Genomic DNA, 13,366 nt, shown 5'->3' with positions numbered 1-13,366 from the left:
CGGGCTCTCGACGACGGTGCGCGCCCAGCCTGGTGGGTCGGCGCGCGGAGGTCCAGCGTCAGAAGTCGTCGGTGCCCGTCAGCTGCTGCTCGAGCCGGTCAGCGGTCTCGGTGACCAGGCGGAAGGGGGCCTCGAACTCGGCGAAGGAGAGGTCCTCCAGCGGCGCGGCGTGTCGGAACACGGCGATCCCGTCGACCGCGACGGCGCCCCCGACGACGGCGCTCTCGGCGAGCTCCAGGAGCCGCCGCACGTCGATCCGGTCGAGCTTCGCCACGGGCGACTCGATCTGCATCCAGTCGTGGCCGTCGACCTGGCCGCGGTGGCGGACGTACACGAGCTGGTCGCGGTCCTCGGCGGTCGGCAACCGGAAGGTGAGGCTGTCGGCGTCCTGCGCCATCACCTCGTAGCGGACGCGTACCCACAGCACCAGGTCGTCCCAGCTGGCCACGTGCCGCCCTCCTCGACTCGGTCGGAAGCGCACCGTAGCAGCGGACTCAGCGGGCCCCGACGAGCTTGTCCCAGGCGAAGCTGCCGACGGTCGCGGTCGCCCCCGAGCGGTCCAGGAGCCGCAGCAGGGCGGCGCCGTCGCGCGGCCGGTCGGCGGCGTCCTGCGCGGTGGCGCGGCGCAGCACCGGGACGAGACGCGGCGAGAGCCGGCCGACACCGGTGAACGCGTCGGCGGGCGGGCCGTCGAGGATCCGGCGCGCGATGTCGACGATGTTCTCGCCGTCGAAGAGGTGGTCCCCGCGGGCCGCGAAGACCACGCAGCAGGCCCAGGCCCACACGTCGGTGGCCGGCCCGGCGCCGTTCCCGGTGACCTGCTCGGGCGCCATGTAGCCGGGCGTGCCGACCATGTTGCCGGCCGGGGTGTGGTGGGTCTGGCCGACGACCCGGGCGATCCCGAAGTCGACGACCTTCGGCCCGGCCGAGGTGAGCAGGATGTTGCCGGGCTTGAGGTCGCGGTGGGTGATGCCGTCGTTGTGCAGCGCGGCGAGCGCCCGGGCGAGCGCGATCGCCATGCGCGTCAGCGTCTCGGCGTCGCGCACGGCGCCGCTCTCGCACACGTAGGCGTGCAGCGACGGGCCGTCGAGCCGCTCCATGACGATGTAGGGCATCGACCCGTCGAAACCGACCCCCAGGACGCGGGCGGTGTAGTCACCGGTGACCTTCTGCAGGGTCTGGCCCTCGCGCAGGAACCGGGTGCGGGCGTCGACGTCGTCGAGCAGGTGCGGGGCGAGCACCTTGATCGCGACCTGGCCCGCCGTCCCCGCCCGGTGACCGAGGTAGACGGTGCCCATGCCGCCCGACCCGAGCCGGCCCGTCAGCTGGTACTCGCCGACGGTCCGCGGGTCGTGCGGGGTCAGCGGTTGCTCGGGGGGCGCCAGGTCGATGAGGCGCGTCGCGGTGGTCGGCGGGCGCGGCGACGCGGTGGGCCGCGGGGGTGCGACCGGCGGGGGTGTGCGGCCCGGACCCGAGCGGGGCCCGGCCGGGGTCGCCCCGACGGGACGTGCCGCCGTGGCCGGGCGGGCGTTGGTGGACCCGGCCGTGCCCAGCCCGGGCGCGGGGCCACGGCGCGAGCGGATGAGGCGCCGTTCCTTGGGGTCGGGCAGCCGGGCCGCACGCAGCGCCTCGGGGAGCGCCGGGGCCACGGTGCACAGCTTCGGTCGCATCGCACGCAGCGTGAGCTGGTGACCGAGCAGGAACAGGCCCGCGGCGAGCGCGCCGTTGTCCAGGCCGATGAGGAACAGGAGGCCGAAGACGACGGCGGCGAGCAGCCACGTGGTGCCCCGCCGCGACAGCGGCCACGGCCGGGTCACCGGCATCGCCCGACGGCGCTCGACGTCCAGCGCGGCGACGTGGAGGGTGGCCACGGCCAGCGCGATGAGCACCGAGACCAGCGAGGCGACCACCAGCACCGCCGAGCTCGCACCCGGCGTCGGGAAGCCGGCGTCGTCGAGGACCCCGAGCAGGCGGTCGATGAGCTCCCGGCGGTCGGCGTTCCCGGCGGTCGCGGTCCGCGCGGTGAGGACCGCGCCCACCACGGTGACGACGGCGGCCAGCGCGGCGAGGCCGAGCACGACCGGGACCGGATCGCCGGCCTGACGGTGCAGGTGGCGGACGGCGCGACGCCGCTCGGGCCCGGTGAGGCGGGCGACGCGCCCGGTGACGACGCGGTCGACCAGCAGGGCCTGGCGGCGGCGGGTGACGAGCGCCCGGTAGAGCGGCGAGGCGACCAGCGCGAGGAGGACGCCGATGGCCAGCGGGGTGAGGAGCCGGAGGCCGGCGCCGGGGTCGAGCGTCACGGGTGTCCCTCCTCCGTCGGTCGTCCTCGGTGTTCTGGCCGGCTTCCCGGGTGCTCGACGTTACCGTCCCCCGGTGTCGGATCGGTGTGCGTCGGAGCGGGCGGGTCGGTGGGCGCGCGTCACGCGGCGGGCCACCGAGCGGGGCGCCTCGGCCGGCAGCGACCGCAGCCGCTCCCACCGACCGCGGAGCGGATGGCGCAGGACGACGTCGCCGAAGGCGTGCCGTCCCCGCACGCTGACGTGCATCTCCCCGCGCTCGCGGCGGTGCACCGTCTCGTCGCGCACCGACCCCGCCGAGATGCGGAGGTCGTCCACGTCGGCGGTGGCGCCCTCCGGGATCACGATCGTCGGCGTGCACATGCCGGTCGCGAGTTCCACGGCGGTCACGGCCGTGGCGCACTCCGCCTCGGACAGGTCGAGCAGGACCCGGCCGACCCAGCTGTGCACCCGCACCGTCGGCGGGACCTTCCAGTAGCCGCGGCGGGTGATCGAGCCGCCCAACCCCGCCTCGAGCTCGAGCGCGTCGCTGCCGTGCGAGGAGTGCAGCACGAACCCCGGGAGGTCGGAGAGCAGCCCGTCGAGCTGGTCGCGGTAGCGCGCGGCCTGCGCGATCGCCGCCCGGTCCGAGTACTCGACGGGGGTGAGCCGACCGGCCACCATGGCCCGGGCGAGCATCGCGGCGACGTCCTCGCGCTCCGCGTCGGAGGCACGCTCCCGCGGCGGGTCGACCGGTTCGGGGTCCTGCGCTGCGCGGCGCGCCATGCCCTGATCATAGGTCGGGGCGAGGATGCACCGCGTGGCCGACGACGACGGACGCAGCCGGGCGCTGGGCCTGCTGCTCGCCCTCCTGCTCGCCGCGGTCCTGGGGTTCGTGGTCCTCGGCGGCCGGGCCACGCCCGCGAGCCCGGTCGCGGCCACGCAGGCCCCGGCCGTCGCCGTGTCGCCGCTGACCGGCGAGCCGGGCGACCCCGGGCGGGCGGTGCTCGCCGTCAAGGTGGACAACGCCCCCGAGGCACGGCCCTGGATCGGGGTCGGGGACGCGGACGTCGTCTACCTGGAGCCGGTCGAGGCCGGCCTGACCCGGCTGCTCGCGGTGTTCGCCTCGCGGCTGCCGCCCACCGTCGGGGCGGTCCGCAGCCTGCGGGAGTCGGACCTCGACGTGCTGGCCGCCTACGGCCGCCCGGCCCTGGCCTACTCCGGGAACGCCCCGGCGCTCGACGCGAGCGTCGCGGCCGCCGCCATCGACGGCGTGTCGGCGGAGCGGGTGCCGCGGGCGTACCGGCGCGCGCCCGACCGGCCCGCACCGCACAACCTGCTCGCCGACCCGACGGCCCTCCTCGCCGCGGCCCCGGATGCGGCCGGGCCCCGCGACATCGGCTTCCGCTTCGGCCCGGCGGGCGACGGCGGGACGCCCGCGCCCGAGGCCGTCGAGCGGGTCGGACGCACCGAGGTGGCCGCCCGCGCCGACGGCGACCGCTGGGCCCTCACCATCGGCGGGACCCCCACCGACGTCCGGCCCGCGACGATCGTGGTGCAGCGCGTCCCGGTGCGGACCTCGGCGATCCGCGACGTCGCCGGCTCCCCCTCACCCACCGCCGTCACGGTGGGTTCGGGCCCCGTCGACGTGCTGCGCGACGGCCGACGGTTCACCGGGACCTGGTCCCGGTCCGCCCCGGGCGACCCGACCGCCTTCACCGCACCCGACGGTTCGCCGCTGACGTTCGCGCCCGGCCCGGTCTGGGTGCTGTTGGTCGCGGCCTGAGATCGGGTATCCCCACCGACATGGCTACCGGTGACAAGATCGACAACAAGGCTGACGAGCTCAAGGGCAAGGCGAAGGAGACCGTCGGGAAGGCCCAGGACGACAAGGAACTGCAGGCCGAGGGCAAGACCGACCAGACCAAGGGCAGCATCAAGCAGGCCGGCGAGAAGATCAAGGACGCCTTCAAGTCCTGATCACGGTTCCGACGACGGGTCCGCGCGGCGGACCCGTCGTCGGGAACGCCTGCGGGGAGGCTCAGTAGCCGCGGGAGAACCGCTGGCCGGCGAAGCCGTAGACGGGGGTGCCGTCCGGGTCGCGGCGCGCGAGGCGGTGCACCGCGAAGACGTTGACGCCCGGGATCGTGCCGCCGTTGACGCCGTCGGTCGGCGTCCGCGGACCCTTCTCCACGAGCACCAGGTACTCCTCGGGCGGCGCGGCGGAATCGACGACCCGCACGTCGTGGTCGCCCGCACAGGGACCGTCCTGCAGTCGGATGCGCATCGCGCCCTCCCTCCGGCGCGGACATGATCGCACGTCGGACCCTATGGGGCAGGGCACAGGTCGGACGATCCGCTTGACGGCGCCGATGACGGAGAGGACCGTTGGAGGCGTCGATCATGCCCCCCGTGATCGACACGAGCCCGGTCGGTGTCCCCCCGCCGACCGGGCTTCCTCACGTCCGGGGCACGACGCCGCCGTGTGGGTCACCCCGACGAAGGACCGCCGTCCCGATCGGGGCAGTGCCGGGTCGATCGTCATCCCCCGTTCATCGATCCGATGTCGCGCCGCCGCCGAAAGACGTGTGAACGACGCGCGGTCGGGCACTCTGCGTGGGCCGGGACGACGGACGGCGCGGCTGAGGGGGCAGGCTCGTGGACGACGAGGGGCGCCGCCACCTGCGGGAGCTCGTGCGGCGGGCACACGAGGCGCTGGCCGAGGCCGCCGAGATGCAGGCACACTGCCCGGCCGGGGTCGACCGGTTCGACTGGTCGGCCGACCTCCTCGACGAGCTCGCCCGGGTCGCCCTGCAGGTCGGCGACGCCGCCGCGGCGCTCACCGGCGGCGAGGACGAGGAGCTCGAGGCCCGCTCCCGGGAGCTCGCCACCACGATCGTCCGGCGCCGCAACGACGCCCTCACGCCCCTGCGCCCGACGCGCCGCCGCATGCCGCGGGCCGCCGTCCCCACGCAGCTCGACGCCCGCGCGATGTCACGGCACGCCTGACTACCCTGCCCACGTGTCACGCCCCGCCGACACCGTCGGCCGTCTGCTCGTGCGCTGCCCCGACCGCTTCGGGATCGTCGCCGCCGTCTCGTCGTTCCTGTCCGCCTCGGGCGCGAACATCCTCTCGCTCGACCAGCACACCACCGCGACCTACGACGGCACCTACTTCCAGCGCACCGAGTTCGCGCTCCCCTCGCGCGACCTGGACCGGCTGCGCGCCGCCTTCGGCTCCGACGTGGCCCGCCACTTCGGCATGGACTTCACGGTCACCGACACCGCCGTGCCCAAGCGCGTCGGCATCCTCGTGTCGCGCATCGACCACTGCCTGCTCGACCTGCTGTGGCGCACCCAGCGCGGCGACCTCGACGTCACCGTCGAGGTGGTCATCTCCAACCACCCCGACCTCGCGGCCGCCGTCGAGTCGTTCGGGGTGCCGTTCGTGCACGTGCCGGTGACCCCGGAGACGAAGCCCGAGGCGGAGGCCCGGCAGGCCGAACTGCTCGCCGGCGTGGACCTCGTGGTGCTCGCCCGCTACATGCAGATCGTGTCCGGCTCGCTGCTCGCCGCCGTCGGCGCGCCGATGATCAACATCCACCACTCGTTCCTGCCGGCGTTCGTCGGCGCCGTGCCCTACCGGCAGGCCAAGGAGCGCGGGGTGAAGCTCGTCGGCGCGACGGCGCACTACGTCACCGAGGAGCTCGACCAGGGCCCGATCATCGAGCAGGACGTGGTGCGGGTGAACCACCGGCACACCGCGGCCGACCTGACCCGCCTCGGCGCCGACGTCGAGCGTTCCGTCCTCTCGCGTGCCGTGCGCTGGCACTGCGAGGACCGCGTCATGCGCGACGGGACGACCACGGTCGTGTTCTGAGGGCTCGAGCTCCTCGGGGTGTTCGCCGAGTCAGGCCGTCCAGGCGATCCACATGGCCAGCACGATCACCACGAGCACGAGCAGCAGGGCGAGGGCGGGGATGCCGGTGGGCGTCCTCGGGGTCGGCACGGCCATGGTGGTCTCCTCAACCGGACGGGGCGTGTGCCTCCTCATCGCGCGCAACGGGTGCGGCGTGAGCGGAGGTCGCCCGATCGTGGCACGTGGTCCTGCATCAGGACCCGTCGTGATCGCTCCGAGACCGAAAGAACAGCTCGCCGCGATCCGTGGTGCGCCCACCGCCGGCAGGACAGGAATGGCCCATCGCTCGCACGGCACGCGCGAGAGGCGCCACTCGCGCGTCCGGCGGTGGCATCCTCGGCACGGTGAGCCGGATCCAGCGGCACGACGACGGGCTCGAGGTGGAGATCCACCCCGGCCGCGAGGAACTGGCCGCGCGGGTCGTGGCCGAGCGCGAGGCCGTCGTCGGCAAGGCGCTGCACCTCCTGTCGCGCTACCTGCGCCTCGACCGGCGCGGCTTCCACCTCGACACGATCTCGGTGCCCCGCGACGGCGAGGCCGAACTCAGCTTCTCCTGGGCCTCCGCGGCGGAGCCGGAGGCGGAGGGCGGCACGCGCTTCGACGTGTTCGTCTCCGCCGACCTCCACCCCGTGGGCTTCGCCGTCCGCTTCGTCTGACGGCGCCGAGCTCAGTTCCCGAGCCAGCGCTGCGGGGCCACCGCGGTGACGGCGCTGGCCGCGGCCTTCGCGGTCGCCGCCGTCGGCGTGGGGAGGGTGACCGCCGTCGGGGTCGGCTGCGGGGTCGGCGCGCACTGCGCGTCGGACCCGCCCCCGCCCGTCCGGGCCGGCAGGGCCCCGGACGCCAGGTAGTTCGCGACGATCTGGTCCTCGCAGGGCGCCTGCCCCTGCAACGTGCCCGCGTGGGTCGTGCCGCCGGTGCCCTCGACCAGGCGGGACTGCGGGAAGGACCGCCGCACGGCCAGGGCGCCGGAGTACGGCGTCGCCGCGTCGAGCGTCTCCGAGACCAGCAGGATCGGCGGCGCGGCCGCACCGTTCACCACGGTCGGGCGCCCCGCGGGGGCGGGCCAGAAGGTGCAGGGCGCGTTGAACCAGGCGTTGGCCCAGGTCTCGAACGGGGCCTTCGGGAAGAGCGCGGCGTTCTGCGCCCGGAAGGCGGGGTAGCGCGACCACGGCGCGTCGGTGCACTGCACGCCGAGGTAGACCGCGTAGCCGTTGTCGTCGGTGGGCGCCGGGTAGAGCGCGAGCAGGCCCGCCGGGTTCTGCTGGTTGACCCACGCCGAGAACGCGGACGCGATGTCCTCCCAGCCGTACACGTAGTAGCCGGCCTGCAGGAAGATGTCGTTCCACTCCGACGAGCCGATCAGGCCGCCGGCCGGCTGGGTCCGGAGCTTCTGGTACTGCTCGTCGTAGCGCGCCCGGACCGCCTGCGCGGTGGTGCCCAGGTGGTAGACGGCGTCGTACTTCGCCACCCACCCGAAGAACACGCCGACGGAGCGCTCGAAGGCGACGTCCTGGTCATCGTTGCCCTGCTCCCAGACGCGGGACGGGTCGACGACGCCGTCGAGGACCATCCGCCGGACCTGCTGCGGGTGCAGCGTGGCGTAGACGGTGCCGAGGTAGGTGCCGTAGGAGAAGCCGTAGAAGTTGATCTGCTGCTCGCCGAGCGCCTTGCGGATCGACTCCATGTCCTCGACGGTGTCCGTGGTCTTGAGGTGCGGCAGCAGGTCGCGGCCCGCGACGGCACACGCCGCGGTGTAGCTGGAGGTCTTGGCCAGCCACGCCGCCTCGGCCCGCGGGTCCTGCGTCGCGACGTAGTAGGGCCGGTTGAAGCCCGCGTAGGTCTTGTCGCACGACAGCGCCGGCTCGCTCGCTCCCACGCCGCGCGGGTCGAAGCCGATCCAGTCGTAGGCGTTCCCGGCACCGTTCGGCACGCGGGACTGGAGCCGGGACAGGGCGAGCCCGGAGCCCCCGGGACCGCCGGGGTTCACCAGCATGACCCCCTGCGACTGCGAAGTCTTGTGCGTGATCCGCGAGATCGCGATCGTGATCTTCCGGCCGCCCGGGTCCGCGTAGTCCAGCGGCACGGTGACGAATCCGCACTGCGCGCCCGCAGCGACCAGCGACGCGGACGTGCACGGACCGAAGGTCGCGGGCGGGGGCTGGTAGCCCGGCGCGGGAGCGGCCTGGGCCGGGACGGCGGTGAGCGCCCCGATCACGGCGAGGAGCAGGACGGCGGCGAGACCGACGACTCGAGTGCGCAGCGGAGGCTCCTCACACGGATCCGATGACTGAGGAGCACTGTAGACACCCACACGGGCTAAGAGGATCTCTGTGTCCGGTTTCTCCTGATCGAGGAACCGGGTCGCCCGGATCGGGTGCGACGATCGTGACGTGGAGTTCGTGGACTGGTCCGACGACGGCCCCGCGCTGGTCCTGCTCGACCAGCGGGCCCTTCCGCACGCGACGACCTGGCTGCGGCTGCGGACCGTCGACGAGGTCGTCGAGGCCATCCGCACCCTCGCGGTCCGTGGCGCTCCCAGCCTCGGGATCGCCGGCGCGTACGGAGCGGCGCTCGCCTGCGCGCTCGGCACCCCGGAGGCCGCCACGCGGATCGCCACCGCCCGGCCCACGGCGGTCCCCCTGAGCCTCGGCGTGCGCCGCGTGCTCGCCCGCGCCGGCGACGGCCCCGCGACCGCGCTCGCGGAGGCCCGCGCGGTGGCGGGAGAGGCCGCCGTCGTGAACGCCCGGGCCACAGAGCGGGCCGCCGCGCTCGTGCAGGAACTCCGGCCCGGGCCGGTACGGGCGTTGACCGTGTGCAACACGGGCGACCTCGCCTGCGGGCCGGGCGGGTCCGCCCTCGGCGCGATCCTGCGGCTGCACGACCGCGGGCTCCTCACCGAGGTACTCGCCTGCGAGACCCGCCCGCTGCTGCAGGGCGCGCGCCTCACGGTGTGGGAGCTCGCCCGGGCCGGCGCCCCGCACCGGCTGTGCGTGGACTCGGCGGGACCGGCCGCGATCGCCTCCGGCCTGGTCGACGCGGTGCTCGTCGGCGCCGACCGCATCGCCGCGAACGGCGACACCGCCAACAAGATCGGGACGTACTCGTTGGCCTGCGCCGCCGCCCGGTCCGGTGTGCCGTTCCTCGTCGTCGCCCCCGAGGAGACGATTGACCCGGACACGCCGACCGGGGCCGACATCGTCGTCGAGGAACGCGGCGCCGACGAGGTGCGCGGCGGTGCGACCCTCGCCGACACTCCCGTCTACAACCCGGCCTTCGACGTCACGCCCTTCGAGCTGATCACCGCGGTCGTCAGCGAGAAGCAGGCCTGGCGCTAGGCGATCAGCCGCTCCGAGACCGACCAGAGCCGCTCGGCGTTCGCGGGGTCGAGCGCGAACGCCGCGACCCCGTGCCGGCCGTCCGACTGGTCCCGCCCGGTGATCACCGCCGCCTCGTGGCAGTCCTCGAAGTACCGGCCGCCCACGCCGTCGAGCAGCGGGGACACCGCGCAGAGCACGGAGGTCGACGCGCCCTGCTCGACGGTCTTCAGCTCGGCCGACGCCCCCGCCGCACGACGGACGGCCATCAGTGCCTCCATGTCCACGTGGCGCTGCAGGCCCGTGGCGATCCCGCCCGGCATCAGGGCGTTCACGGTGATCCCGTCGTCGGCCCAGCGCCGCGTGGCCTCGACGGCGAACAGCACGTTGGCGGTCTTCGACTGGGCGTAGCCGATCCAGGGGTTGTACTCGACGAAGGAGAAGGCCAGGTCGTCGAACAGCACCGGCAGGCGCAGGTGCGCGGACGACGAGACCGACACGACACGCGCACTGCCGGCCACGGCGAGCGCCCGGTGCAGCCCCGTGGCCAGGGCGAAGTGCCCGAGGTGGTTCGTCGCGAACTGCGCCTCCTGCCCGTCGACCAGCGTCAGCTCCGGCAGCGCCATCACGCCCGCGTTGTTCACCAGCACGTGCAGGGGCCCGTCCCAGGCGTCCACGAACGCGGCGATCGAGGCGCGGTCGCCGAGCTCGAGCGGCCGGACATCGACCTTCCCGCCCTGGCCGCGGATGTCCGCCGCGACCCGCTCGCCGGCGTCGAGGTTCCGGACGGCGAGCGTCACCTCGGCGCCGTGGGTGGCCAGCGTGCGGGCGGTCTCGACGCCGATGCCGGAGGAGGCGCCGGTGACGACCGCCCGCTTCCCGGTCAGGTCGATCCCGGCGGCGACCTCGTCGGCGGTGGAGAACTCGCCGAAGGGGGTCTCGATGGTCATGGTCGCGCTCCTCGAAACGTAGGGTTCCTACGGTTAGAACTCGACCGTACCACCGAAACGTAGTCGCACTACGCTTGTCCACGTGCCCCGCGCCGACGCCCGCGCGAACCGCGCCGCCCTCCTGGCGAGCGCGGCGCAGCGATTCGCCATCGACGGGGCCGACGTCGCGCTGGAGAAGATCGCCCGCGACGCCGGCGTGAGCATCGCGACGCTCTACCGGCACTTCCCGCACCGCGAGGCCCTCGTCGCGGCCACCTACGCCCGGGAGATCGAGGACCTCGCCGAGGTTCCCGACGACGGGTCGGGGTCGGTCGCGCTCGCCCGCTGGCTCCTGCGCTTCGTGGAGTTCGCGCGAACGAAGCGGGCGCTCGGCGACCTGCTGCACGCCCCCGGCGCCGACCACCCGCCGGCGCGGGGCGTCCTGCTCGACGCCCTCGACCGCATCCTCACCCGCGGCCGGGCCGACGGGACGCTGCGCGACGACCGCGACCCCGCGGACGTGCTCGCCCTCCTCGCCGGGCTGTGGACCCTCCCCGACGACGACACCTGGCCCGTCCGCGCCGACCGGCTCGCAGGCTTCGTCCTGGACGGGCTGACCACGACGCGGTGATCCGTCGTCGCCGGGGAACGGGCGTCACCCGGTCCGGGTGCGGACGGGGGGAACGAGCCGGTTCGGCAGAATGGGCGCATGTCGGTCCTCCGGGATCCCCTCACCCTCGCGGTGCCGTTCTTCATCGCCTTCGTCGTGCTCGAGGCGGTCTCGTTCGCCGTCTTCGCCGACGACGACCTCCGCGGCTACGACCGCCGCGACACCCTGACCAGCGTCATCAGCGGCATGGTGGCGCTGCTCTTCAACACGGTGGCGCGCGGCGCGGCACTGCTCGGCTACGCCGGGCTGTACGAGCTGACCCCGCTGCGCCTCGACCCGTCGAGCGGCTGGACCTGGGTCGGCGTGCTGCTCGGCGTGGACCTGCTCTGGTACTGCTACCACCGCACCGCGCACCGGGTCCGCCTCGTGTGGGCCGCCCACCAGGCCCACCACAACAGCGAGTACTTCAACTTCTCCACGGCGGCCCGGCAGAAGTGGAACCCGTGGTTCGAGATGCTCTTCTGGGTGCCGCTGCCCCTGCTCGGGGTGCCGCCGTGGATGATCTTCACGGCGTTCTCGCTGAACCTCGTCTTCCAGTTCTTCGTCCACACCGAGCGCATCGGGCGGTTGCCCGCACCCGTCGAGTTCGTCTTCAACACGCCGTCGCACCATCGGGTGCACCACGCGAGCGACCCGGAGTACCTCGACCGGAACTACGGCGGCGTCCTCATCGTCTGGGACCGGCTGTTCGGCACGTACGCCGAGGAGCGGCAGCGCCCCCGCTACGGCCTGACCACCCCGCCGAGCACCCGGAACGTGGCCGGGCTGCAGTACCACGAGTTCGCGGCGATCTGGCGGGACGTGCGGGCCGCGACGACCTGGCGGGAGCGCCTCGCGCACGTGTTCGCGCCGCCCGGGAGCACCGAGCGGTCCGCCGGCACTGCGGCGGAGCACCCGGCAGCGCGCTGAGGAACGCGCGGATCAGGAGACCGAGCCGAGCGCCTCGCCGATGATGGCGACGCCCCAGTCGATCTCCGCCTCCGTCGCGGTCAGCGGCGGGGCGATGCGGAACGTCCCGCCCATGCCAGGCAGCTGCACGATGTTCACGTGCAGGCCGAGCTCGGCGCACCGGGCGGTCACGGCGGCACCGAGCCGGTCGGCGTCGTCGCGGACCCTTCCCCCGTCGCTCCGCTCGCCCGGACCCAGTTCGAGCCCGACCAGCAGCCCGCGACCACGCACGTCGGCGATCACGTCGTGCGGCAGCGCGGCGAGTCCCGCGCGGAGCCGTTCCCCCAGGTCGCGGGCGCGTTCGTCGAGCCGGTCGCGCCGCAGCACGTCGAGCACGGTCAGTCCGACGGCCGCCGGCAGCGGATCGTTCACGTGCGTGGTGAAGAAGAGGAAGCCGCGCTCGTGCGCCCGTTCCTCGATCTCGGCGCTGGTGACCACGGCCGCGAGCGGCAGGCCCGCGCCCAGGGTCTTGGAGAGCGTGAGGATGTCCGGCACCACCCCGTCACGCTCGAAGGCGTACCAGTCCCCGGTGCGGCAGAGCCCGGTCTGCGCCTCGTCGACGATCAGCAGCATGCCCCGCTCCCGGCACTTCTCCTGCAGGGCGGCGAGGTAGCCGGGCGGCAGGTCGACCACGCCCCCGGAGCTCAGGACCGGCTCGACCAGGCACGCCGCGAGGGCCCCGACCGACTGGGCGTCGACGAGCTCGAAGCCGAGGTCGAGCTGGCGGCGCCAGTCGAGCTCGCCGTCGGCACCGACGATCGCGGGACGGAGGCGGTCGGGCACCGGGATCGCGAAGTTCCCGGGCGCCGTCGGGCCGTAGCCCACGCGGCCGGCGCTGTAGGTCGCGTTCGCGGCGGCCTGCGTCATGCCGTGCCACGAGCGGGCGAACGAGACGACCTCGTGGCCCCCGGTGATCAGCTTCGCCATCCGCAGCGCGGCCTCGTTGGCCTCCGCACCCGTCGTCAGGAAGACGGCCTTCTCGAGCGCCGGCGGCAGCGTCGCGGTGAGCTCGGCGGCCAGGTCGAGGACGGGTGGGCTCAGCATGCCGGAGTGCAGGTGGTCGAGGCTCGCGACCTGCTGCTGCACGGTCGCGACGATCTCCGGATGGGAGTGGCCGAGGATCGCGCTCATCTGCCCGGAGGTGAAGTCGAGCAGCTCGCGGCCGTCCTCGGTGAACACCGAACTGCCCGCCGCGCGGACGATCACGTCCCGGGCGAAGGCGCCGCGGCCCGAGTAGCGGATGAGGTGCTTCTCGTCGGTCACACCGCCGGAGCCTTCCCGACGACGGGTCGCTCGGCCAGGGCCCT

Annotated in this window: 15 protein-coding genes; 8 read left to right on the top strand and 7 right to left on the bottom strand. The window is 74.2% G+C overall.

Annotated features, from left to right (window positions below; genetic code table 11):
- Positions 1–58: 58 nt before the first annotated feature.
- Genes A3CO_RS0108410 through A3CO_RS35495 form a run of 3 tightly spaced genes read right to left on the bottom strand, consistent with a single transcriptional unit; the run spans position 59 to position 3,065 of the window.
- Positions 59–448 carry a hypothetical protein gene (locus A3CO_RS0108410; protein WP_018331803.1) on the bottom strand — a complete coding sequence of 130 codons (390 nt, stop codon included), beginning with the start codon at positions 446–448 and terminating at the stop codon, positions 59–61.
- Between the two features lie 46 nt (positions 449–494).
- Entirely contained in the window at positions 495–2,303 is a 1,809-nt protein-coding gene (locus A3CO_RS35500) for a serine/threonine-protein kinase (RefSeq protein WP_018331802.1), read from the bottom strand.
- A gap of 60 nt (positions 2,304–2,363) precedes the next feature.
- Positions 2,364–3,065 carry a DUF1707 SHOCT-like domain-containing protein gene (locus A3CO_RS35495; protein WP_018331801.1) on the bottom strand — a complete coding sequence of 234 codons (702 nt, stop codon included), beginning with the start codon at positions 3,063–3,065 and terminating at the stop codon, positions 2,364–2,366.
- Positions 3,066–3,099: 34 nt separating this feature from the next.
- On the opposite strand from A3CO_RS35495, the gene A3CO_RS30895 reads away from it, so the two are divergent.
- Together A3CO_RS30895 and A3CO_RS30890 are read left to right on the top strand one after the other, a co-directional pair.
- Positions 3,100–4,065 (top strand): DUF3048 domain-containing protein, encoded by a 966-nt coding sequence (locus A3CO_RS30895; RefSeq protein WP_018331800.1) that lies wholly within the window; start codon positions 3,100–3,102, stop codon positions 4,063–4,065.
- A 20-nt stretch (positions 4,066–4,085) separates the two neighbouring features.
- On the top strand, positions 4,086–4,259 hold the full coding sequence (locus A3CO_RS30890; protein ID WP_018331799.1) for a CsbD family protein: 174 nt from the start codon (positions 4,086–4,088) through the stop codon (positions 4,257–4,259).
- A 61-nt stretch (positions 4,260–4,320) separates the two neighbouring features.
- Here A3CO_RS30890 and A3CO_RS0108385 read toward each other — a convergent pair whose 3' ends face one another.
- On the bottom strand, positions 4,321–4,566 hold the full coding sequence (locus A3CO_RS0108385; RefSeq protein ID WP_018331798.1) for a hypothetical protein: 246 nt from the start codon (positions 4,564–4,566) through the stop codon (positions 4,321–4,323).
- 371 nt (positions 4,567–4,937) lie between these two features.
- Between A3CO_RS0108385 and A3CO_RS39370 the strand changes: the two genes are divergently transcribed.
- The 3 genes from A3CO_RS39370 (at position 4,938) to A3CO_RS0108365 (ending at position 6,854) form a co-directional block, all read left to right on the top strand.
- The gene (locus A3CO_RS39370; protein WP_018331797.1) at positions 4,938–5,288 is read left to right on the top strand and encodes a hypothetical protein; all 351 of its coding nucleotides are present in this window, start codon (positions 4,938–4,940) and stop codon (positions 5,286–5,288) included.
- A gap of 13 nt (positions 5,289–5,301) precedes the next feature.
- Entirely contained in the window at positions 5,302–6,159 is an 858-nt protein-coding gene (gene purU, locus A3CO_RS0108375; protein WP_018331796.1) for a formyltetrahydrofolate deformylase, read from the top strand.
- A 383-nt stretch (positions 6,160–6,542) separates the two neighbouring features.
- A complete protein-coding gene (locus A3CO_RS0108365; RefSeq protein WP_018331794.1) occupies positions 6,543–6,854 on the top strand; it encodes a hypothetical protein in 312 nt (103 codons plus the stop codon).
- Between the two features lie 11 nt (positions 6,855–6,865).
- Here the strand turns inward: A3CO_RS0108365 and A3CO_RS30885 are convergent, their stop codons facing one another.
- On the bottom strand, positions 6,866–8,413 hold the full coding sequence (locus A3CO_RS30885; protein WP_018331793.1) for an alpha/beta fold hydrolase: 1,548 nt from the start codon (positions 8,411–8,413) through the stop codon (positions 6,866–6,868).
- Between the two features lie 175 nt (positions 8,414–8,588).
- On the opposite strand from A3CO_RS30885, the gene mtnA reads away from it, so the two are divergent.
- Positions 8,589–9,533, top strand: a complete 945-nt coding sequence (gene mtnA, locus A3CO_RS0108355; RefSeq protein WP_018331792.1) for an S-methyl-5-thioribose-1-phosphate isomerase — start codon at positions 8,589–8,591, stop codon at positions 9,531–9,533.
- On the opposite strand, the gene A3CO_RS0108350 is transcribed toward mtnA, so the two are convergent.
- Positions 9,530–10,462, bottom strand: a complete 933-nt coding sequence (locus tag A3CO_RS0108350) for an SDR family NAD(P)-dependent oxidoreductase (protein WP_018331791.1) — start codon at positions 10,460–10,462, stop codon at positions 9,530–9,532. The genes mtnA and A3CO_RS0108350 overlap by 4 nt on opposite strands.
- Before the next feature lie 82 nt (positions 10,463–10,544).
- Between A3CO_RS0108350 and A3CO_RS30880 the strand changes: the two genes are divergently transcribed.
- On the top strand, positions 10,545–11,072 hold the full coding sequence (locus tag A3CO_RS30880) for a TetR/AcrR family transcriptional regulator (RefSeq protein ID WP_018331790.1): 528 nt from the start codon (positions 10,545–10,547) through the stop codon (positions 11,070–11,072).
- Between the two features lie 78 nt (positions 11,073–11,150).
- On the top strand, positions 11,151–12,020 hold the full coding sequence (locus A3CO_RS0108340) for a sterol desaturase family protein (protein ID WP_018331789.1): 870 nt from the start codon (positions 11,151–11,153) through the stop codon (positions 12,018–12,020).
- A gap of 12 nt (positions 12,021–12,032) precedes the next feature.
- Here the strand turns inward: A3CO_RS0108340 and A3CO_RS0108335 are convergent, their stop codons facing one another.
- Complete coding sequence (locus A3CO_RS0108335; protein WP_018331788.1) at positions 12,033–13,322, bottom strand: aspartate aminotransferase family protein; 1,290 nt, start codon at positions 13,320–13,322, stop codon at positions 12,033–12,035.
- Positions 13,323–13,366 lie beyond the last annotated feature (44 nt).

This window comes from Actinomycetospora chiangmaiensis DSM 45062, from assembly GCF_000379625.1.
Lineage (GTDB): Bacteria > Actinomycetota > Actinomycetes > Mycobacteriales > Pseudonocardiaceae > Actinomycetospora > Actinomycetospora chiangmaiensis.
Note: the sequence above shows the minus strand (reverse complement) of the source record. Positions and strands in the feature narration are given on the sequence as shown.